This window comes from Marinobacter salinexigens (genome assembly GCF_008370345.1).
GTDB lineage: Bacteria > Pseudomonadota > Gammaproteobacteria > Pseudomonadales > Oleiphilaceae > Marinobacter > Marinobacter salinexigens.
This window is the reverse complement of the sequence record NZ_VTUU01000010.1, coordinates 38297-59348: the sequence shown is the minus strand read 5'-3', so window position 1 is coordinate 59348 and position 21052 is coordinate 38297. Positions and strand designations below refer to the sequence as shown.

Sequence of the window (21052 nt, the reverse complement as noted above, 5' to 3'; positions counted from 1 at the left end):
TTATATAACAGCAATTTCAGGTGCCAGTATGGCACAATTGAAAACCATCTCCGGACTGAATTGAGCGGTATGTCGGATCAAAAGAATGCGGACGTGGCAAGGAAGCTGGCTCTGCTGAAAACGCGCTTCAGGGAAAAGGCGCTATCTGAGCTTGAATTGCTGGAAACTGCCATGTCTGGTGTTCGTGCCGCGGGTATTGATTCCGGTGAGGTGGTGGCTGCCTATCAGTCTCTCCACCGTTTGGCCGGATCTGCCGGAACGTTCGGTTACGACAGGCTGGGCAAAAGCGCCCGTGACCTCGAACAGATCCTGAAGCCATATATAGAAGGCGATCATAGCTCCCGCTCCGAAATTCTGCACTTGTTGAATGATGACTTCATGCAGCGTGTGGGGTCCCTGTCGGCGCTTCTTTGCGAAGGTGACATTGAGCCGTCCTGGCCAGTTGCACCACCTGAAAAGGGTGTTAAGGGCGTCGCAGAGCCGGTTGTTCTGGTTGTCGAGCCCGATTCTGTCAAAGCGGCTGAACTTTCGGGGGCGCTCGCAACCCATGGTTTCGCGGTTTATGGATTTCCTGATACACATTCCCTGCCTGACAAAACCCTGGCTACCGCCTCGGTTGTGCTGATGCGTGACACGCTCTTTGTGTCTGAAGGAGCTGGCCTGTCTGCAAAAGATGAGTGTCCGCCGATTGTGTGTGTGGGCTCAGTGGATGGGTTTCCGGAACGTTATCGCCTCGCGGATTTGGGGGCAGACGGCTTTGTCTGCGAGCCACTTGATGTTCCTGTACTGGCTGACTACATCGAACGGCTGATCAGTGAGCGCCTGGATGTGGGTGCCGGTCGCGTCATTATCGTAGACGATGATGCAGAGTTGCTGGAGCACTACAGTCTGGTCCTGGAAGAGGGCGGGATGGCCGTCCGCAAGGTTCAGTCACCTTCGGAGTTGCCAGGAGCGCTCTCAGAATTCCGGCCGGATATTATCCTGATGGATGTGCAGATGGGCTCATACAGCGGCACGACGCTGGCCCGGATGCTGCGGTTTGATCCGGAGTGGGTAGGGTTGCACATTATCTTTCTCTCTTCGGAGGAGGACCGGGACTTCCAGGTAGATGCTTTGTCCAAGGGCGGGGACGACTTTCTCACCAAGCCGGTGTCAGATGATTTCCTGCTCAGAGCGGCGAGGGTCCGTTGTTATCGGGCCAGACAGCTCGACAAGCTGGCATCCCGGGACAGCCTCACGGGTCTTTTGAAGCACTCTCTGGTCAAGCAGGAGGTGATCAAAGAGCATGCCCGGTGTCGCCGTCTTTCGCAGAAATCTGTGGTGGCGATGCTGGACCTGGATCATTTCAAGCGAGTGAATGATACCTATGGCCATCGGACGGGTGACCTTGTCATCAAAGGGCTGGCCAACCTCCTGCGTCACCGCTTGCGTAAAACCGATGTGATTGGACGATACGGTGGTGAGGAATTTTTGGTGGTGCTGCCAGACTGTTCCATCGGGGATGCTCTCAGAACCTTACAAACGGTTTGTGAACAGATGAACCGAATCGGCTTCAGCAGTCGTGGTGAAGAATTTCATGTCACGGTGAGTATCGGCATGGCCACCCTTGAGACTTTTGATCGGGGTGAGGACGCAATCGAAGCGGCCGATCAGGCGTTATATCGCCGCAAATCCGCCGGGCGGAACGGCGTGACGGTTTTCGGAGCGGGTCAAACAGACGGTACAGGACGGGAAGCTGTATGAATGTGGTCATTGTGGAAGACGATGATCTTATGGCAGACCTTCTTGAGACGGTTGTATCCGGCTTGAACCCCGCTATCCGGGTATCCAAGGCCCACTCTGTCGGCGACGCAAAGCGCCTGTGGGAATCCATGAACCCGAAGTTTTTTATTGTGGACTGGATGCTGCCCGACGGTTCCGGGCTGGCGTTGCTTCGTGACATCCGGGCGAAGGACAAGGACGTACCGGTGGTTATGATCACCGCCCGTGCTGACCGGGATTCTATCCTCAAGGCGGCCCATTACGGTATCAGTGGCTACATCAGCAAGCCTTTCGATGTTGAATTGCTGCACGGGCGTCTGGTTTCCATGATTGGTGACAGTCTCCCGGATGAAGCGTCCAGCCGATCCCTCCCGGAGATGCTGGCTGAGGGACTGGATTCCGGGGTCCACATCCCCGGAAACATGGATGTCGCCGGTATTCTCGCCTTGATCGAAGAGGCTGATCAACTCTCAGGCTCCCGCCTGGCTGAGCGTTGGCAGAAAGAGGTTGCCCTGAGTGCGCGATTGCTGGAGGTGGCCAATCGTTCCTCGTTTCGTAGAAGTGGTGCGCCGGTGACCAGTGTCCGTGATGCCATATCCGTTATGGGGGTACCCATGGCACTGAACCAGGGGTTGGCTTTGGCGCTCGATGTAGGAACTTCATTCACCTCCGGAGTGATCCGCTCCAGGGCTCTGGAGTATCACGCATTGGCTGAGGCCGTTGCATGTGAGGCTCAGAAAATTGCTGCCGCTATGGGTAAGCGGGGGCGCCTGTTCCAGACCGCAGGCCTGTTAAGCCGCATGGGGGAATTGGCGGTGCTGAGTGTCATGGATCGCTTTGTCAGAGAGGGCGGTGGTTCCCTGAGCAATGCCGATATTGAACAGGCACTGGAAGACTGGGCCCAGCCCTACGGCAACCGGCTGAAGGTTCAGTGGCGATTGCCCCTGGATCTTCGTCAGCTTATTGGGGCTGTGCACCATCTGTCTCGCGAGAACGTGACTCAACAGCATCTGGTGATGAGGGGGGCTGCGTTGTTGGCAGGTCCGGAAAGGCTCAGCACGGAGTGCGAGAGATTGATGCGCCAATTGGGGCTGGAGGCTTGGTTTGAGAGCCTGAAGGCGAAGCCATCCGGGCACGAGGAGTCGGATAATGACCGAGGGTAAATTGTCACTTCAGCGCATTATGCTGGTAGAGGATGAAGAAGATATCAGAGCGGTTGCCGAGCTGGCGCTGGAGGCGGTGGGTGGTTTCACCCTGAAAACCTGCGCCTCCGGGCAAGTGGCCCTTGATCAGTTGGCTGAGTTCAGGCCCCAGCTCGTTTTACTGGACGTTATGATGCCGGTCATGGACGGGCCCTCAACGCTCCATGCGATTCGCCAAACCGATGAGTTCGCAGATGTTCCTGCTATCTTCATGACAGCCAAAGTGCAGCCTGACGAAGTGAGTCAGTATCTTGCGGAAGGTGCAGTCGCGGTCATTCCCAAGCCCTTTGACCCGATGACGTTATCGGATCGTATCCGGGAAATTTGGGACAGCCTGCAGTGAGCCGGATGTTCCAGGCGCTGGCACAGATGTGGTCGATTCGGTTAACCTAGTCCGCCCTGATTTTTGTACCGAGGCCTACATGTCGTCAAGTTCCTCTCCGGATGAGCTCAAGTCCAAACTGAACCTGGAAACCTCGCGCATTCGCTGGCACGAATTGCAGACTTATTTCGCCCGCGGACAGGTTGTCCGGGTGGCGTCTGATCTGGATCTGCTCGATGTTGCAGCGGAGCTTGCGGCCGACAACAAAATCCAATTCGAACAGTGGATGTTGGCGGGCAAAGTGGGTGATATCCCCCCTGAGCTGGCACAAGCCTGGTATGACCAGAATGCAGAGCTCTGGGCTGTGGTGATTGCGCCCTGGGTACTGGTTCAGGATCGCTCTGACCAGAAGCTGCATTGACTGTCTTCTATCCCTTCATTTTCTGATCTGACTATCCCGATCGTTCGAGGCCCCTTATGCTGACTGGAGCGCTGCTCATTCTTGCGCCTTTGTTTCTGGGTTTTGCGCTTATGTTGGAGAACCGTCGGATCATGACCGTTATCCATCATGGGGTGGAAGTGCTGGTGTACTTCATTCTTGCTCTGCTGGGCCTGGGCCTGGGCCAGATGGATGGGCTGGCAAGCCAGCTTGGCGGAATGGCCGTTCAGGTACTCATACTTGTGATGATGCTGTTCCTGTTCAATATGCTGGGCCTGTGGGCATTTCATCGCTGGCAGCCCCTGGTGGTGGCGAAGAACGCCACAGACGGGACCACTGGTTACCGTCGTCTCTTTATGGCGGGTCTGAAGCCGTTATTGGCAGTATTGGCGGGGTTGCTTGCAGGCTATTACCTGTTGCCAGAGATGCCGATGGCGGAACAGGTGGCGACCTGGTCGCTGATGTTACTGTTGTTCCTGATTGGTGTGCAGCTTCGCAATGCCGGGCTTTCGCTGCGCCGGTTGCTGATGAATCGCCAGGGTCTGGGGATCGCCATGGCGCTGACGGCAAGTTCTCTGCTAGCTGGCCTTGCTCTGATTCCTGTACTGGCGTTGCCTTGGCATGATGTTATGGCACTGGTATCCGGGTTTGGCTGGTATTCGTTGTCCGGTATTGTTATCGGCGATGCGCTGGGCCCGGCCTGGGGCGGTGTGGCCTTCCTCAACGATGTCCTGCGTGAAATCATTGCGCTGGCTATTATTCCGCTGGTCATCGCTACCCGGCCCGCAATGGCCATCGGCTATGGCGGCGCGACAGCCATGGATTTTACCCTGCCTGTTATCCGTAGTAGTGGTGGCCTTGAGTGCGTTCCGGTTGCGATCGCTTCCGGTTTTCTGCTGTCTTTCCTCTCCCCGATTTTGATGGGCGTTTTCCTGTCCCTGGGATAAATTGACTCAATGCAATACCAATGGTCCCTTTTTGACTACTATTGTTATCGGTAGAATGCTTCATTAACGGAAATTAACCTGCTCTCCCGTAGGATTCTCAATGCACCGCCGTCAATTTCTGGGTCTTTCCATTGCTGCCGGCCTGGCGCTGGGTGGTATGGGCGGCTGTGGTCGTGCAACTCCCCTTCGTATTGGTCTCCACCCCTGGATCGGGTATGAACCGCTTTATCTGGCCGAGGAATTTGGTTGGCTGCCAGACACGGTGTCCCTGATCAAAGGCCGCTCGGCCAATGATTCAATGAACGGGCTTCTGCAGGGTCAGCTGGATGGAGCTGCACTCACGCTCGACGAAGCACTCCGTTTGTACGATCAGGGTTTGGATGTAGAGGTGGTAGGCGTGGTCGATGTGTCTGTAGGGGCTGATGTCGTGATGGCACAGCGGTCAATAAGATCGCTTCGGGATTTGAAAGGTAAACGCATCGCGGTTGAGCTTTCAGGGGTTTCGGGCGTTATTCTTGTGGAGATGCTTCAGCGAGCCGGACTTAATCGGGAAGAAGTCGTCGAGATCAATCTGCCTGTCAACGAACATGCAGAAGCCTGGCGCCATGGAGAGCTGGATGCGTCTATCTGCTATGAGCCAATAGCCTCCACCCTCGAAGGCCTGGGTGCAGAGCGGCTGTTCGACAGCCGCCAGTTGCCGGAAACCATCTTCGATGTGATCGTGGTGCGTAAGCAACGGACCCGTAGCCATGAAGAAGCGATTGAAGATCTGCTCAAGGCCCACTTCGCCGGGCTCAATCATCTGGTTCGTAACCAGCACGATGCGGTCTACCGGGTAGCGACCCGTCAGGGTATCTCGGTCAGTGCCGTGCGCAAGGCTCTGTCTACCGTTGCCTTGCCAGACCTGTCTGCCAATCACCGATACCTGGCATCCACCGGACGAATTGAGGCTGTTGTGCTCAAACTGGCCCACGTTATGTCGTCCGAAGGACTGATTTCCTCGATTCCGGTTGACCACCGTTTCAGCAATCCTTCGTTTCTGCCCAGGAGTATCACTTGAGGCTACTGCTCCGCCTGATGTTACTGTTGGTGACCGGCGTTACCTCCGATGCCTGGGCAGAACATCCGCTGACTTTCGGGGTGTTCGCTTACCGTCCGGATTCAGTCATGGAGCGGGAATATGAGCCACTGGCGGAATACCTTTCCCAAGCGATCGATCACCCGGTGGAGCTGGAGATTCTCGATCAGCCAGATCTCAATCGCGCGCTATCGACGAACCGGTTGGACTTTGTGCTCACCAACCCCAGTCATTTTCTTGTTATTCGCAGCGAGCGGAGTTTGACGGGCGTGCTGGCAACCCTGGTACGCAAGTGGGATCAGGCGCAGACATCCAGCCTGGGTGGCGTGGTGGTGACTCTGGCTGAGCGGCAGGACATCGCGACTCTGAAAGATCTGAAGGGCAAGACGGTCGCTACGCCCGGGATGTTCTTTCTTGGCGGGTACCAGGCGCAGATGCTGGAGCTTCGTGAGGCCGGTGTTCATGTCAGGGATTTTGGCCGCGTCCGGCAGTTGAACCGGCATGACCGGGTCATTGAGGCGTTGTTGGCCGGTGAGGTCGACGTGGGTTTCGTGCGCACCGGGATCATCGAGCAAATGGCGCTCAGCGATCCGGGGCTGCCAAAACGTTTGAAAGTTCTCAACCCGCAGGACCTGTCCGGTTTTCCGTTCCAGCTGTCCACCCGTTTGTATCCCGAGTGGCCTCTGGCGGCACTGCCTCATGTTGACAGCGTCGTCGTGCGCAAAGTGGCATCAGCCCTGTTTGCTCTTGACCCTAATAACCCCGCAGCGCTAGCCGCAGGCATTGCCGGCTTTGCACCGCCGATGGATTACCAGTCTGTGGAGGATCTGGCCCGGACCCTTCGCGTTCCTCCTTATGATCAGGTACCACGGGTGACCTGGGTCGACGTTCTCCAGCAATATCGTCTATGGGTTTTCACCGTTGCTATTCTGGTTCTGCTGCTGATTGCCTCATCACTCTGGCTGGGCAGACGCAAACGGTTAATTGGTGTGGAACAGCGGCGGCAGCGCAGGATGATACTCGGATGGCCTCAGCCGATGCTGGTCATTCGTCGCGGGGGGTTTGTGGACAGCAATCGTGCTGCCATCGAATTGTTGCGGTACACCTCGGAGGGTGCACTGGTCGGGAAGGATATGTCGGCTGTCTCTCCCGCCACCCAGCCCGATGGTCTGAGTTCCCAGCAGAAATTCAACTCTCTGATCGAACAGGTGGTTCAGGGAGAGGTACAGAGCTGCGAGTGGACACTGACCAGGTCGGATGGTTCTGTAGTGTGGGTGGATATGACGTTGGCACCCATTCACGAGAAAGGGGAAACAGAACCTCTCATCCTCTGCTCCTGGTATGACGTGACACGGCGCCGGCTTGCTGAACAGAGGCAGCGTCTCGCAGCCAGCGTGTTCGATCATGCCCGGGAGGCGATATTCATCACGGATGCCCATGGCGCCGTGATTGATGTTAACGACGCGTTTGTGGGCATTACCGGGAAATATCGTGAGGATGCTATTGACCGCTTGCCCCCGTTGCCGGTTGAGGAGGGCAGCGGGGTATTTCAGAGTGCCCGGCAGGATGGATTCTGGACTGGCGAATTCACTACCCGGAAAGACGATGGCGAAAGTATTATTCTAACGCTGACCATCAGTGGTGTTCGGGATGAGCACGGAGACATTGGCCACTTTGTCGGTATCTTCAGTGACATCACCAAATCGAAATCTCAGGAGAGAGAGCTGCGTCTGATGGCGCACTTCGACGCGTTGACCGGTCTGCCAAACCGTGTCTTGTTTGCTGACCGTTTGCAGCAGTCGATGGCCCATGCCCGCCGTCAGGGGTTCCGACTGGCTGTTCTCTACATTGATCTGGATGAATTCAAACCGGTTAACGATGCCTTTGGCCACGAGGCCGGTGATCGTTTGTTGGTTGAAGTCGCGAGGCGTATGCGTAAGGCTCTGCGGGAGGAAGACACCCTGGCTCGCCTTGGCGGCGATGAGTTTTCTGCGATCATCGTTAACGTCGAGGATGAGACGGCGTTGGAGCGCCTGCATTCCCGGATCCTGGAGATGGTGTCCGCTCCGATTTGGGTCAGTGATCACAGCGTTGAGGTATCGGTGAGTATTGGCTATACACTGTATCCCCAGTCTCAGGATCTGGACGGTGACCAGCTTCTTCGACAGGCAGACCAGGCGATGTACCGTGCTAAGCGGTTGGGTAAAAACCAATCATGCCGTTACGCGGAGTCGGATGCCTGAGTTCCGGGTTACAGGGCGCCAGTTTCGTGCCACTGCTGAGATTTGAACCACTGGTCGGATAACCTGCGCACTGCGCTCAGGTCATCAAGCACCTGCCCTCCCAGGGAGGTGGAAATGTCCGTTCTGACAATCATCCCTAACAGCTCGTTTTTCAATGTGTGGTAACAATGTTCCGCTTCGCTGAAGGTATCCGGGGAAGGTGGCGTGTCGGAGAACAGTGACCTCAAGGTTGCCAGGTAATGTTCAAAGGTTGCTGACAGGGATTCCAGCTCCGGTTTCCTGTGGCTGTCTCGCAGCTGAATCAGTGACGGAGCCAGGCTGGTCACCTCTGCCAGATAGCGGCATGTACGAATGCTGAGGCTCAGGCTTTCCACGATGCTCAAGTGCATCTGTTCGGCCCTGACGCGGGATACATAGTCATTGATTGACTGGTTGAGGGTGCGGGCGGCTTCTGCCGTGGCGCGCACCTGCGCAGGTCTCAGACCTTCCCGGTCGATGCAGACGCGCAACAGGCCTCTGACGTGACCAATCAGTCGTTTCATTTCCTGATCGACCGCGCCTGTTGCCAGCTCGGGGGTGCTCACCAGCGTGTTGTCCAGAAACCGTGGTTCGGCATGATCCTCTTCCTGGCTGCGGAAACGCCGGCTGAGAAAATGGGCAAACCGCGGGGCCAGTGGCAGCATGATTGAGGCGCCCAGTATGTTGAAGAGGGTGTGGAACAACGCCAGGGAAATAGCCGCATGGGTATCCAGTTCCAGCCAATGAGTGACAGCTTCAACGGTCCAGAGCATCAGCGGCAGGATGATAACGGCAATCGCACCGGTTACCAGGTTGAACAGTACGTGCCCCAGCGCCAGGCGCCGGGCGTTGGCGGTGGCGCTCATAACCGCAATGGCAGCGGTGGACGTAGTGCCCAGGTTGGCGCCAATCACAGCAGCCGCCGCGCTTTCCAGGGGGAGAAGGCCGCCTGCCGCTGCGCTCAGGATAATGGCCAGAGCTGCACTGGACGACTGGGTCAGTACGGTGGCGAGGAAACCGGCCAGAATGAAGACCGGCAGGCCATAGCGGGAGCCAGGCAAAACCGAATCATCCAGTCCCCCGGTTAGTCCTTCCAGGGATTCCTTGAGCAGCGACAGAGCGAGGAAAAACAGGGCGAAACCGGCGAGGGCCTGGCCAATGGATTTCAGTCTCTGCTCTGAAGCGATCAGGCGCAGAGCCATGCCCAGTGCCAGCAGTGGCATGGCAAAAGCTTCAATCTTGATGCCGAACCCGACCAGGCTGACCAGCCAGCCGGTCATGGTGGTTCCGACATTTGCCCCGAATACTACGCCAAGAGAATGCCCGAGGGTCAGCAATCCGGCGTTCACAAAACCGATGGTGGCGACGGTTACCGCGCTGGAGGATTGCACGATGCCGGTGATGAGCACGCCGGCAGCGAACCCTCTCAGAGGTGTTCGGGTCCAGGTGCCCAACAAATGCCGGAGCTGATGGCCCGCGGCGCTTTTGAGACCGTCGGTCATCATTTCCATGGCCAGGAGGAACAACGCCAGGCCACCGAAGATCTCAAAAATGGATGCTGTCATCGTTGTGGAAAGAACGTCCTTATGCTGTTGTTGTAGGTTTTTTCCAACACCTCTTCGAGATCGAGAGACTTCACTTCCGCAATTTTTTCAGCAACGAAAGGCAGGTAGAACGGTGCGTTTTCACGACCACGATAGGGAACCGGTGTCAGGAATGGCGAGTCCGTTTCCAGCAGAATCTGCTCGATTGGCGTCATTCGGACAATATCGCGTACATTTTCGGCTTTGTTGAATGTTGTAATGCCATTGAAGCCAAGGCACCAGCCATTGTCCAGGGCGTACCTGGCCAGTCCCGGGCCTGAGGTAAAGCTGTGAATGACACCGCGACGGGACAGCGTACTTTCGAATTCACGGAGAATCTCGATGGTGTCATCGTCGGCGTCCCGACTGTGGATAACGACCGGACGATCCGTGTCGCAGGCGATTTGCAGCTGATGGCGGAAGACCTGCCGCTGGACGTTCCGATCCGCATTGTCGTAAAAATAGTCCAGACCGATTTCGCCGATCGCCACGATCTTGTCATCGCTGGCGTGAGCCCGGATTTCCTCATCGACTTCATCGGAATAGCTTTCGGCATCGTGTGGATGAATGCCCTGAGTGCCATAAATCCAGGGCGCTGCCTGAGTAAGCTCGCGAACACTGGCGAGATTATCCGGCGATACAGCAATGGTGATCACTTTCTCGATGTTGACACCCCGGCTTAACTCAAGGGTTTCCTCCAATGGCCGATCCTTGAGGTAATCCAGGTGGCAGTGGGTCTCGATGATCGGGTGATCGAAGACGGGAATTTCGCGACGTTTCTTACTCATTGGCGACCGTTTAACTCCATCACAGCCATGGTGAGGCTGCTACTCTGAGAATGTATCTCAGCCAAGTTTACCATTTTGTGCCACAGTCGCCCCAAACATCCATGATAGGGAGTTTCCTTCATGCAGTTCTCCGATTTCGCAAAGCAATGGCGTTATGATCCGGACAAACGCCACTTTCGGGACTACCAGACCTCGCTGGCAGATGCTCCGGACCTGCCTGAACTGGAAGAAAGCCTGGAGCAGATCGGCGAATTCCAGAGACGACTCTGGGCCAACCGCCGGCGATCCCTGCTGGTGGTTATCCATGGTCCGGATACCAGTGGCAAGGACAGTCTGATCCGCACTTTGGCTACCTACGCCGATCCGGCCGGGTTTCACGCCTGGTCGTTCTCGCGGCCCCAAGGGGCTGAAGCCCGCCATGACTTTCTCTGGCGGGTTGTACCGCTGTTGCCCGGGTTTGGCGAAATGGTCGCGTTCAACCGCAGCCATCACGAGGCGGTGATCGGCGAGCGGGTCTGGCCGGTGTTGAACGAGAGTGAGTACAACTGGGATAACCGTTACCGTTCCATCCGGAGCTTCGAGCGGCATCTGGTGGAGGAGGGGACAACGGTCGTTAAAATCTGGCTGAACCTGTCGGAAGACGAGCATCGCCAGCGCTTGCTCAAACGTCTGGACAAACCTCGAAAACGCTGGAAATTCGATAAATCCGATATTGATGGCTGGGATAAACGTCAGCAGTATGAATTGTTTGCAGAGGAGGCTCTGGCTAACACCCACACTGATGCAGCGCCCTGGTTTGTGGTGCCGGGTGACCGTAAGCCCGAGGCTCGTGCCATTGTTGCTGCCATCCTGGCGGACCAGTTACAGCGGTTGGCACCGGAGTACCCGCAGGAAGATCAGGCGGTGTTGGATGAGTATCGACGATTGCTCGCCAGAAATGGTGTGAAATAGATCAATCGGAAACGGTTTTCGACAGAAACAGGGAGGCAGGCATGCGCATTGTAGTCGTGGGTGGCGGGGTTGTAGGTGTGACGACCGCCTGGGAGCTCAACCGTCGCGGGCATGAGGTTACGGTGCTGGAACGCCATGGCATCGCCGGTAACGAAACCAGTAAGGGCAATGCGGCGCAGCGTTCCTACGGGGTGGTCTACCCGTGGGCAGACCCCACGATGGTGTTCAAGGCATTGCCGTGGCTGGTCAAGCAGGATGGCCCCCTGAAAATGCGCATGCCGCCGTCGCTGGATACCCTTCGTTTCATGTTCTCCACGCTCCGCTATGCCTGGTCCCCCGGGCTCTTTGGTCTGAACCGGCGAGCGATGGTGCGACTGGGGATCCACAGTCGTGAACGTTTTGGTGTTCTCCAGGATGAGCTCTCACTGTCTTTTGACGGACAGGAAAAGGGCGTGTTGCATCTGGCCAGTACCCCGGAAGCCATGACCGGGTACCGCACCATCAGGCAGATGCTGGCGGAACTCGGTGTCTCTGCCAGCCTGCTGACTCCGGACCAGGTTCGGGAGCTTGAGCCGGGAATGGTGGGTGATGGGCCTCTGTGTGGAGCGATCCGTTACGACACAGACGCTACTGGCGACTGCCATCTGTTTTCAGGGGCTCTGGCAGAATCCTGCGCAAAGGCCGGGGTGACGTTCCGGTACCATGTGCGGGCGAAGCGTCTGGTGGCCGATGATACCCGGGTGAACGCCGTGGTGATTGAACGGGAAGACGGCCAACGGGAGACAATTGAAGGCGATGCCTTTGTGGTCAGTGCCGGATGCTGGTCTGATCCGCTGGTGGCACCGCTGGGCCTGAAACTGCCAATCTACCCCGTGAAGGGCTACAGCCTGACAGCGCCTCTCAAAGATGCCAGCCGTGCACCTGCGTCGACGATTCATGACGACAACTACAAGGTTGTTTCCACCCGCCTGGGTGATCGTATTCGGGCGACAGGGTTTGTCGAGCTGGCGGACTTCAACCGGAATATTCCCGAGGCAAGGTTGGCCACCATCCGCAGATCTGTAGCGTCCCGTTTCCCCGGTTGTGCCGATATGGAAGCCGCCGAAGCGTGGACAGGATTCCGGCCAATGACGCCGGATGGCCCTGCGATCATCGGCCGGGGGCCGCGGCAGAACCTGTTTCTCAACACCGGGCATGGCACCTTCGGCTGGACTTTGTCCGCGGGCAGCGCCAGCGTGATTGGCCAGGTGATCGATGGTGAAACGCCTTCGGTCTGTCTCGACGCTTTCCGGCCGGGGCGTTTCAGTGAATAGCCGTTGGCAGCAGCTCAATGACTGGCTTTTCGAGCTTCGCGATCTCTGGCTGCCGGCACCGTTCATGGATCCGGAACCAGCGTGGACCCGGGTATGGCCAGAGCTGGCGGAACTCATGGCCGGGTTGTCCGACGAACAGTGCTCTGATCTGGAAGAGGATGCGGTAACACTGGTTGCTCTGGTGGCGGAGGCTTTGCCAGCATTGGCGGCCTACCCTCAGCTGGTCTCTCTGGAAGAGCTTGCTCCCGCTGATGACGAGGTGGCCGGTGCGACGCTGCCGGAGGTTCGTGCTACCGATATGCCGGGGCGAAAACGCCTCCAGGCCGGTGCGTTTACCGCGGCGATCAGCCCGCTGGACAAGCCGGTTCTGGATTGGTGCTGTGGCAAAGGTCACCTTTCGCGGACCCTGGCTGCCCGGTGTCCTGCTGATGTGCAGGGGCTTGAGTGGAATCCGGAACTGGTGCGGGAAGGCAATCGGCTGGCAGAGCGGTTCGGTGATCCGGTGACAGTACATTGTCAGGATGTCATGGACGATGGGTTGGCACTGGATGAGAGTCGTCACGGGGTGGCTCTCCACGCCTGCGGAGACCTGCACCGGCAATTACTCAGGCGCGGCGCGCAAGCCGGGTTGTCCCGAATCAGTCTGTCCCCCTGTTGTTATCACCTGACAACAAAGGGCCGCTATCAGCCAATGTCTCAAAGCGGTCGCGGTCACCGACCTGAGTTGTCGGTGACCGCGTCGGATCTTCGGCTGGCAGTCCGGGAAACCGTCACCGCGCCGACCCGGGTACGGGAGCAGACAAAGCGGATGACTTTGTGGCGCCTGGGGTTTGATGGACTTCAGCGCCATCTCAGGGGTGTCGATGAATACCTTCCGGTACCTTCCAGCCCGACCCGGCTCTTGCATGAGGGGTTTGGAGCATTCTGCCGCTGGGCTGCATGTGAGCGAGAGCTGGTGCTTCCGGAAGACACGGACTTTCAGCACTGGCTGGATTATGGCGAGCGGCGTATGAAGTCTGTGCGCCGGTACGAACTCCTGCGACATCTGTTTCGCCGCCCACTAGAGTTGTGGATGCTGTTTGATTACGTGCTTTATCTGGAAGAGCAGGGGTATCAGGTTCGCGTCGGTGAGTTCTGTTCGAGGACACTGACCCCGAGAAACCTGCTGATTGATGCAATCAGGGTTTACGATACTCCACCCGTTCCACGCAGCCATCCCTGAAATAGACGTACGTCAGTTCGTAAAGAGCACCGTAGTATCGGGTCTGGTAGATCCAGACTTCCTGGGGGGCAGTGTAGGTTTCCGGTGGATTGCCGAAGGCCCGGCGGACGTTGTCCCGGGTCATGCCCCGAACCACCTGTTCCCGGACGATGTAGCGGCGAAGATCTGTCGAGTTGATGAACCGGCAAGTGCCGGAATCCTGAACTGTAGCCTGTTTCTCTTCATCCGGGACGTCATCCGGGACGTCGCTGGTTTCAGGCTCGGGTTCCGGTTCGGGAAGATTCTGGTTCAGCCTGCCGCCAATTCGGTTGTCGATGACGTTAACCCGGGTGGCGTCTTTGCCGCAGGGCTGATCAGAAAATATTACGCCATCCGGTCCCTGGCAGCGAAACACTTCACTGCTCCAGGTAATGCCGGGTATCAGTAATAGCATGGTGGTCAGCAACAGTGGTCTGATCATGGCGTGCCCGTTGTTATAAAAAAGGCGCCCGTAGGCGCCTTTTACTGCATCAGATATACGTTGTTACGAATCAACGCATGATCTGGATGCGAGCCTCAACGCGACGGTTTTCAGCTCGGCCTGCGGCGGTATCGTTGGATGCCACCGGCTCGTCTTCACCGTAACCCATGGAGCTAACGCGGCTTGCATCAACCCCCAGGGCGTCGGTCAGACGGGAGGCAACGGCTTCTGCACGGCGCTGTGACAGGGCCTGGTTGTAGTCAGCGTTCCCAACACTGTCAGAGTGACCGGCAATCTCGACGCTGGTTCCCGGATTTTCGTTCAGGAAGTCCGCTACACGGCGGATTTCGTCGTCGTAAGCGTCGCCAATAACAGAGCTGTTGGTCGGGAACTGAACTTCGATTTCGAAGGTCTGGATGGTTTCAGTGACACCTTCACAGCCGTTGGCATCGACGTCTGCACCGGCAGCGGTATTCGGGCACTGATCGGCACTGTTAACCACGCCATCGTTGTCGCTGTCGAGCTCACAGCCGCGGCTGTCCACGTCCGCACCAGTTGGTGTGTTCGGGCAGGCATCTGCGGAATCGGCAACGCCGTCCATGTCGGAGTCCGGCTCACAGCCCTGGCTGTTTACCGTGGTGCCAGCCGGAGTGCCCGGGCACTGGTCCTGGCCGTCGGCAACACCGTCATTGTCGCTGTCCGCCGGTTTGGCCGGTGCAGACTCACCGACTGTGCGGGCGAAGGCCAGGCTGATGCCGAGCGACACCTGGGTATCGAAGGTGCTTTCATCGATACCGTGGAATTCACGGAGATCCCCGCGCAGGGAGATGCTGTCGCTGACGTTGTAGCGGATACCCGTACCTACGTTGACGCGGGTCTCATCGTGGTTGGTGCCTGCGGTATAGGGGCCGGCAGGATCGGTACCGAAGTCGGCGTTGCCGGCACCCAGGGAAACGTATGGGTTCCAGCTTTCTTCCGGTCCTGCGAAGTAGTAAGTACCGTCAACACGGATTTCTTCAAAGTCAGATTCACCGGCCACGTACTTGCGGTCAGCATTTGCACGGGAGTAGAGGGCTTCGATGGCCCAGTTCGGTTTGAAGCGGTATTCCACACCCGCGCCGAAGGTTCCGGACTCGCTGAGGTCCCTATCGTCGTCGAACAACTGGTAGGCTGCGAAAGGGTTGATGTAGATGATTTCCTGACGCTCGGCAGCCAGGGCCGGAGTTGCCAGTGTCGTGGCGATGGCAGCCATCGCGAGCGGACGCATGATGTTCATGCGGAACCTCCTGTTCTGTTCTCGTTTGGGGATGGATTCGTTCCTGCGTATATACGCGGAATGTAGGCTAACATGCAAAAAAAGACAAAAAATCGTTACTTACCGTTACAGCGTACAATGTAAGCCGGGATCTGTTAACGGTAGTTAGTCCCGTCAGGCCAAAGGCGTGAAGTAGAGATGCGCACTTTTCTTGCTGAAATTGAGCGAATCGCCGTTATCAAACCTGACCTCGAACGAGGCTTCGTCCTCTGTGGTCACATAGCCTGAACCGAAGATCACATGGCTGACACGTTGTTGATGCCAAACAGGTTCCATCGTATTGGTGATCTCAGGTATCTCTCCCGCAAGAGTCACCCCCTCTCTCTGACCGTAGCGCTGGCTTATTGCCGTCAGGGGTGTTGTTAGCTCAATGTTTGAGTCGCGGTCGCGCATACGGGTGTCCAGCCAGTGTCCGAACTCCCGGGACAGGTCAAAACAGATCTCACCCACAAACCGGCTCGGCCCCTGGTCGCCATCAAGGTGAGGCTGGCTGGAGGCGGGACGGCTGATCAGGTGCAGGTCGTTCTTTACCCGGGTCATTGCCACGTAGAGCAACCGTCGTTCGCTTTCCAGAAAAGCCCGGGCGTCGTTCTGGGGACGCGGACTGTAGGGCAGGTATTTTTCCTGCAGGCCCGGAATGATGACCCGAGGCCACTCCAGTCCCTTGGTGCGATGGATGGTGGACAACAACACCCCTTCTTCCCGGGATTCACCGGCCTGTTTTTTCAGCGCTTTCAGGTGGTCGAGTGTTTCATTGGCGCTGATGTTCAGGCTCTTCAGGTACTGACGGAAGCCCTGAATGGTATCAATCCGCTCTTCGGCGCTTTCATGAGTCAGAGCAAGGCTGCGAACCCCTTCGTATAGATCAGTGTGTTCCACGTACACCGTGATCAGGCCAGCAACGGAGCCAGAGTAGCCGCGAAGCTGGGCCAGTACATCTCCCAGCTTTCTTAGCTTGCGGGCAGCCATCGGCGCCATGGCGTCGAAGTCCATGGACAGGATTCGTTCGTGCCAGGACTTGCTGAACCCCGCCAGGAAGCGTGCCAGTTGCTCCAGTTCCGGCTCTTTCAGGCCAACATGGGGGAAACGCAGGATCTGGCGGGCAATGTCCAGCCGGTCGTCATCCGGCACGTTTTCCAGGCGGCCGGTCACGATCATCAGCAGAGCTGTGATTGACTGCACTTCCCGGCTGAACAGGGCACCTTTCCCGGAGTCAATGCGATAAGGGATATGCCGGGCAAGCAACTTGAGTTCGATGGGCACACTCTGGCTCCAGACCCGGAACAGAACGGCTGTGTTGCTTAATTCCTGGCTGGTCGCGTTGCCCAGAATCCCGAGAATGACTTCGCTATCGTTCTCATTGCGATGCAGGGTGACCTGCGTGGCGGGGGTAGAGGGATGAGAATGGCACAGCACATCCTTGCGACCGGTGTTGTGGCAGATCAGGTGGTTGGCAAGCAGGGCGACCTGATGCCCATACCTGAAGGTGTAGCTCAGGGTCTGCTCCAGCGGGCTTTCGAACTCGTCGCTGAAGCGTTTGAGAATGAACTCAGGCCGGGCACCCCGGAACTCGTAAATGGTCTGGTCCGGATCTCCGACCACGGTCACCCGCGCGCGATCTCCGGCTACATAGCGCAGCAGCAGGTGCTGGATCTCGTTGGTGTCCTGGTACTCATCCACCAGGATAAGGTCCATTTTGTTGCCCACCAGGCGTTGCAGTGGCGGGTTTTGGTGGATGGCCATGACCGGTTCATACAGCATGTCGGCATAGCTTATCCGGGCCTGCCCCTTGCGCCATTGCTCGAAGGCATGGAAGAGGTCGATCAGGTAGCGGTGCTTGTCACCATAGCCCAGCTCCTCAAAGACGACCTCCGCCGGAGACAGGGTGGTTTTCACCAGGTCAATGAACCCGGTGGCGGTTTCCACAAAATCTTTCTTGTTGCGCCGTATTTCATCGGCCAGATCTTCCGGAGCCAGCCTTCGAGTCAACTGCCATGCCTGAAAGCCGATTTCCTGCTCGGTCAGAATCCTGTCGGAGAAATCCGGCAGGTAGCCCTCCCGTACAAAGCGTTTGTACAGGCGAAACCCCATGGCGTGATAGGTTCGGACTTCCGGTAAGGCGAGCCCGGATTGATGGCAGACCTCCTGCAGTTTGCGCTCGAAATCCACCCGGGCACTGCGGTTAAACATCAGCACCAGGATACGGTCCGCGTCATGGCCTTGTTGAAGCAGGTAGCGGATACGCCATGCAAGCGTCGAGGTCTTTCCGCTGCCCGCGACAGCGGTAATCACCGAGTGTTCGAAACCCGAGGAAATAATGGCCCGCTGCTCATCGGTGAGAAAACCGGGCAGGTCGGCTAGAAGAGAGTTGGGAGCTTCTGAAGGCATGGCGCGTATTGTAGCGGCCAACTGGTAGAGCCGATAGCTGTCCCGCATAATTGCTCGCAGCCACGTTTATATGGACCTGATGTAATGACCGACGCCAATCTGCCAAATCCCGATGTCGCCCAGTGGGTCCAACTACAGGAGCGCCTGGCCCGGAGGGGGGAGCGTCGGCTGGTTTTGTTGACAGGTGACAGGGCACTGAGTGTCGAATGGCTCCGCACACTGTTACCTGCGCTTCAGGTGGACGAGGGTGTCTGGGTGGGTGATCCGGACACTTCGCCGGATACACGGCTGAACGAAATTTCTTCCAATAAAACCCATACGTGGCTGGGGCGGGAGCTGTCGGTGGTGGTCTGGGACGGCTGGCAGGGCAATCCGCCGGATGCCTTTGCTGCACTGTCCGGAGCTCTCAGGGCCGGTGGATTGATGTTCTGGATGATGCCGCCGCTGTCGCAGTGGCGAAAGTTCCAGGATCCGGATTATCACCGCACCGGACTGGACAGTGCTCAAGATCATCCGTTTGCAGGGCGTATGGCTGACATAGTGGCATCATCGCCAGGGGTGATCAGGATATCGCCGGTGGATGGTGGCGACTGCCCGTTGCTCTCGGAACCCGGCTGCGACTTTGAGGTGGGGCCGACAGAGGACCAACGGCGGGCAGTCGACCAGCTTGTCCGATTCGGGACTGGGCGGCGCAGACGGCCGCTGGTTATCACCGCTGATCGGGGCCGGGGGAAGTCCGCGGCACTTGGACTGGCAGCTGCTGAATTGTTGCGTCGGGGCAGACAGCACATTCTGGTGACGTCGCCGGAGCAGGATAACGTGCAGACGTTGTTTCGACACGCCCGGGAGTCGCTTGGAGGCGGCCTGGCTTCGGTCGCCGGGAACCGGCTGGAAACCGCTACGGGTGCCATCCTCGAATACCTGCCTGTGCGGGAAATGCTTGCCCGCAAACCGGCGGCCGAAGTGGTGTTGGTGGATGAGGCGGCAGCCATTCCGTCTGCGCTGCTCAAACAAATCCTGCTGGGCTGGCCCAGAGTGGCTTTTGTATCGACGGTACACGGTTATGAAGGGGCTGGTCGGGGTTTCTCCATCCGCTTTCGTCAGGTTCTTGACCTGGAAACGCCTCAGTGGCGGGCCCTTTCCATGGATCAGCCCATTCGCTGGGTGCAGGGTGATCCGCTGGAGCAGGTGATATCGAGTCTCTTCCTGCTTGGTTCTGACAGTGCCTCCGACAGCATGTCCGACCTGGCTGCTGGGCCTGATACGTCTTGCGACTCGACCAAGCTGGTGATTGAGCCCTGGTCCCCGTCCGTGTCCGGAGAAGACGACTTGTCCCAGGCGTTTGGATTACTGGTTGATGCCCATTACCGGACCACGCCAGCGGATCTCCGGCAATGGCTGGACGATCCGGCTGCGAGGAGTTGGCGGGCTCGGCTTGGTCATCGCACCGTAGGTCTGTTGTGGGGGGCGATCGAAGGTGGACTGGAACCCGATCTGGCACGGCAGGTTCTGCTCGGAAGGCGAAGGGTGAGAGGTCATCTCCTGCCTCAGTCCCTGGCCAGTCACAGTGGCTTTCCCGAAGCGGCCAGCCAGCGCTGTCTTCGTGTGGTGCGTATAGCTGTTGCCGATGATGTACGGCGCCAGAGCATTGGCAAACGTCTGGTGACAGCAGCCAGCGAACATCTGGCAGCGGAAGGGCTGGACTCAGTCGGAACCAGTTTTGGTGGTTCCAGCGATCTGTTGGTTTTCTGGCGCCAGTGTGGGCTGCGCCTGGTTCGTGTTGGCTTGCAGCAGGAGGCCAGCAGTGGCGAATATCCGGTCCAGATGATGGCGGGCAAGACAGCGCCGGGGGGGCAGCTGGTGGAACGTTTACAGGTTCGCCTGGCCGAACACTGGCTGACACTGGCTCCGCTTGCCTGGCCGGCCATGGAGCCAGTCCTGCTGGGCGAACTGACATCAGCCCTGCCTGCTACCGCCGTGCTGAGTGAGGATGATACCCGCGATGCTGAAAGTTTTGGTGAGGGGCATCGAGGTTTCCTGCTCAGCCTTCCTGTGCTGAAGAAGCTCTGTCTGGTGCCGGGTGCCATGGAGCAGGTACTGGATCATCAGGATGCTGCGCTGTGGTGTGCTTCCGTTCTTTTGCAGTGGGACTGGGCGGCGCTTCAGCATGCCGGTTTGTGTACAGGGCAGCGGGATGGTGAGGATCGTCTGAGACGGCTGAGCTGTAAGATGCGGGAGAATGCACTGGAGTTGTGAACGACTCGATTTAATTGTGGCTGACTGCTGCCCAGAATAGGCCAAACTAAAAAAACAGAGATCGTTCAATATGGCCAAGGGAACCGGCGTCTACCCGCTTGTACTGACTGCTTTTGTATTGGCATTACCCGGACTGTCCGGCTGCTCTTCGAGCCCGGAGTCCACCAACCTGTCCCGGCAAAACGGCACGGCCTCGGCTACACCGCTGTTTGAAGCGGCGAGTTCTGGTGATCTGGAGCAGGTAACGGTGCTTGCAGAGGCCGGAGTATCTCTGAATACCCTGACTGAGCAGGGTTCTCCTCTGATGGCGGCGGTTGTTTCCGGTCAGGATAGGGTGGTCTTGTATCTGCTGGCCGGGGGCGCAAATCCGGAGCTGTCTGCCGGCAACGGTGAAACCCCGTTGATGGTCGCAGCCGGAGCCGGCAGTCGTCGGCTGGTGCAGCTGCTGTTGTCTGCCGGTGCGGACGTCAACGCCGAGGACGTCAACGGCTCAACGCCGGTCATCCGCGCGGCGGAGCGAGGTAATCTGTCGGTGGTGAAGCTGCTTTTGACGGCTGGAGCCAACGTCAATGTCAGCCAGGGCGGGGAGTCATTGCTGATGAAGATCGTCGCCAACGGGGATTTGCTGACGTCGGAGATGCTGTTGTCGGCAGGCGCGGATGTCAATTTCAGAGGGCACGGCGGCAGCACCGCACTGGACATAGCCAGATCCCGTCACTATCGGGACCTGGAAATGCTGCTGGTACAGGCGGGTGCAGAACTCTGA

17 protein-coding genes are annotated in these 21052 nt (G+C 57.9%); 12 read left to right on the top strand and 5 right to left on the bottom strand.

Annotation, left to right across the window (positions count from 1 at the left end; translation table 11 throughout):
* Positions 1–69: 69 nt before the first annotated feature.
* The 7 genes from FWJ25_RS16530 to FWJ25_RS16500 all read left to right on the top strand — a co-directional run bounded on the left by FWJ25_RS16530 (position 70) and on the right by FWJ25_RS16500 (position 7992).
* Positions 70–1743, top strand: coding sequence for a diguanylate cyclase (locus tag FWJ25_RS16530; RefSeq protein ID WP_149601371.1), 1674 nt, complete (start codon positions 70–72; stop codon positions 1741–1743).
* Complete coding sequence (locus FWJ25_RS16525; RefSeq protein WP_246166866.1) at positions 1740–2924, top strand: response regulator; 1185 nt, start codon at positions 1740–1742, stop codon at positions 2922–2924. The genes FWJ25_RS16530 and FWJ25_RS16525 overlap by 4 nt, the downstream gene beginning before the upstream one ends.
* Positions 2911–3306 carry a response regulator gene (locus FWJ25_RS16520; RefSeq protein ID WP_149601370.1) on the top strand — a complete coding sequence of 132 codons (396 nt, stop codon included), beginning with the start codon at positions 2911–2913 and terminating at the stop codon, positions 3304–3306. Before FWJ25_RS16525 ends, FWJ25_RS16520 begins: the two co-directional genes overlap by 14 nt.
* A gap of 79 nt (positions 3307–3385) precedes the next feature.
* Complete coding sequence (locus FWJ25_RS16515; protein WP_149601369.1) at positions 3386–3706, top strand: DUF2288 domain-containing protein; 321 nt, start codon at positions 3386–3388, stop codon at positions 3704–3706.
* Positions 3707–3762: 56 nt separating this feature from the next.
* Positions 3763–4671: a LysO family transporter gene (locus FWJ25_RS16510; protein WP_149601368.1), complete on the top strand. Its 909-nt coding sequence runs from the start codon at positions 3763–3765 to the stop codon at positions 4669–4671.
* A 100-nt stretch (positions 4672–4771) separates the two neighbouring features.
* Positions 4772–5731, top strand: coding sequence for an ABC transporter substrate-binding protein (locus tag FWJ25_RS16505; protein WP_149601367.1), 960 nt, complete (start codon positions 4772–4774; stop codon positions 5729–5731).
* Positions 5728–7992 (top strand): diguanylate cyclase domain-containing protein, encoded by a 2265-nt coding sequence (locus FWJ25_RS16500; RefSeq protein ID WP_246166865.1) that lies wholly within the window; start codon positions 5728–5730, stop codon positions 7990–7992. Before FWJ25_RS16505 ends, FWJ25_RS16500 begins: the two co-directional genes overlap by 4 nt.
* Positions 7993–8000: 8 nt before the next feature.
* Here FWJ25_RS16500 and FWJ25_RS16495 read toward each other — a convergent pair whose 3' ends face one another.
* Positions 8001–9575 carry a Na/Pi cotransporter family protein gene (locus FWJ25_RS16495; protein ID WP_149601366.1) on the bottom strand — a complete coding sequence of 525 codons (1575 nt, stop codon included), beginning with the start codon at positions 9573–9575 and terminating at the stop codon, positions 8001–8003.
* Positions 9572–10381 carry a TatD family hydrolase gene (locus FWJ25_RS16490; protein WP_149601365.1) on the bottom strand — a complete coding sequence of 270 codons (810 nt, stop codon included), beginning with the start codon at positions 10379–10381 and terminating at the stop codon, positions 9572–9574. Before FWJ25_RS16490 ends, FWJ25_RS16495 begins: the two co-directional genes overlap by 4 nt.
* Positions 10382–10501: 120 nt before the next feature.
* Here FWJ25_RS16490 and FWJ25_RS16485 point away from each other — a divergent pair, with 120 nt between their 5' ends.
* Genes FWJ25_RS16485 through FWJ25_RS16475 form a run of 3 tightly spaced genes read left to right on the top strand, consistent with a single transcriptional unit; the run spans position 10502 to position 13867 of the window.
* Positions 10502–11332 carry a polyphosphate kinase 2 family protein gene (locus FWJ25_RS16485; protein WP_149601364.1) on the top strand — a complete coding sequence of 277 codons (831 nt, stop codon included), beginning with the start codon at positions 10502–10504 and terminating at the stop codon, positions 11330–11332.
* On the top strand, positions 11329–12645 hold the full coding sequence (locus FWJ25_RS16480) for a D-amino acid dehydrogenase (RefSeq protein WP_281292556.1): 1317 nt from the start codon (positions 11329–11331) through the stop codon (positions 12643–12645). Before FWJ25_RS16485 ends, FWJ25_RS16480 begins: the two co-directional genes overlap by 4 nt.
* Positions 12638–13867: a methyltransferase gene (locus tag FWJ25_RS16475; protein WP_246166864.1), complete on the top strand. Its 1230-nt coding sequence runs from the start codon at positions 12638–12640 to the stop codon at positions 13865–13867. Before FWJ25_RS16480 ends, FWJ25_RS16475 begins: the two co-directional genes overlap by 8 nt.
* On the opposite strand, the gene FWJ25_RS16470 is transcribed toward FWJ25_RS16475, so the two are convergent.
* From FWJ25_RS16470 to FWJ25_RS16460, 3 genes are all read right to left on the bottom strand, one after another.
* On the bottom strand, positions 13824–14327 hold the full coding sequence (locus tag FWJ25_RS16470) for a DUF4124 domain-containing protein (RefSeq protein ID WP_149601361.1): 504 nt from the start codon (positions 14325–14327) through the stop codon (positions 13824–13826). The two genes, FWJ25_RS16475 and FWJ25_RS16470, sit on opposite strands and share 44 nt — an antisense overlap.
* 70 nt (positions 14328–14397) lie before the next feature.
* Entirely contained in the window at positions 14398–15603 is a 1206-nt protein-coding gene (locus FWJ25_RS16465) for an OmpA family protein (protein ID WP_149601360.1), read from the bottom strand.
* A gap of 153 nt (positions 15604–15756) precedes the next feature.
* Entirely contained in the window at positions 15757–18078 is a 2322-nt protein-coding gene (locus FWJ25_RS16460) for an ATP-dependent helicase (protein WP_149601359.1), read from the bottom strand.
* A 36-nt stretch (positions 18079–18114) separates the two neighbouring features.
* On the opposite strand from FWJ25_RS16460, the gene FWJ25_RS16455 reads away from it, so the two are divergent.
* Positions 18115–20286, top strand: coding sequence for a tRNA(Met) cytidine acetyltransferase TmcA (locus tag FWJ25_RS16455; protein WP_149601358.1), 2172 nt, complete (start codon positions 18115–18117; stop codon positions 20284–20286).
* Between the two features lie 70 nt (positions 20287–20356).
* Positions 20357–21052, top strand: coding sequence for an ankyrin repeat domain-containing protein (locus tag FWJ25_RS16450; protein ID WP_149601357.1), 696 nt, complete (start codon positions 20357–20359; stop codon positions 21050–21052).

Bases quoted from the DNA above. Each gene is read 5' to 3' on its own strand.
- FWJ25_RS16530 (WP_149601371.1), top strand. From the start codon at position 70: ATGTCGGATCAAAAGAATGCGGACGTGGCAAGGAAGCTGGCTCTGCTG.
- FWJ25_RS16525 (WP_246166866.1), top strand. From the start codon at position 1,740: ATGAATGTGGTCATTGTGGAAGACGATGATCTTATGGCAGACCTTCTT.
- FWJ25_RS16520 (WP_149601370.1), top strand. From the start codon at position 2,911: ATGACCGAGGGTAAATTGTCACTTCAGCGCATTATGCTGGTAGAGGAT.
- FWJ25_RS16515 (WP_149601369.1), top strand. From the start codon at position 3,386: ATGTCGTCAAGTTCCTCTCCGGATGAGCTCAAGTCCAAACTGAACCTG.
- FWJ25_RS16510 (WP_149601368.1), top strand. From the start codon at position 3,763: ATGCTGACTGGAGCGCTGCTCATTCTTGCGCCTTTGTTTCTGGGTTTT.
- FWJ25_RS16505 (WP_149601367.1), top strand. From the start codon at position 4,772: ATGCACCGCCGTCAATTTCTGGGTCTTTCCATTGCTGCCGGCCTGGCG.
- FWJ25_RS16495 (WP_149601366.1), bottom strand. From the start codon at position 9,575: ATGACAGCATCCATTTTTGAGATCTTCGGTGGCCTGGCGTTGTTCCTC.
- FWJ25_RS16490 (WP_149601365.1), bottom strand. From the start codon at position 10,381: ATGAGTAAGAAACGTCGCGAAATTCCCGTCTTCGATCACCCGATCATC.
- FWJ25_RS16485 (WP_149601364.1), top strand. From the start codon at position 10,502: ATGCAGTTCTCCGATTTCGCAAAGCAATGGCGTTATGATCCGGACAAA.
- FWJ25_RS16470 (WP_149601361.1), bottom strand. From the start codon at position 14,327: ATGATCAGACCACTGTTGCTGACCACCATGCTATTACTGATACCCGGC.
- FWJ25_RS16465 (WP_149601360.1), bottom strand. From the start codon at position 15,603: ATGAACATCATGCGTCCGCTCGCGATGGCTGCCATCGCCACGACACTG.
- FWJ25_RS16460 (WP_149601359.1), bottom strand. From the start codon at position 18,078: ATGCGGGACAGCTATCGGCTCTACCAGTTGGCCGCTACAATACGCGCC.
- FWJ25_RS16455 (WP_149601358.1), top strand. From the start codon at position 18,115: ATGACCGACGCCAATCTGCCAAATCCCGATGTCGCCCAGTGGGTCCAA.
- FWJ25_RS16450 (WP_149601357.1), top strand. From the start codon at position 20,357: ATGGCCAAGGGAACCGGCGTCTACCCGCTTGTACTGACTGCTTTTGTA.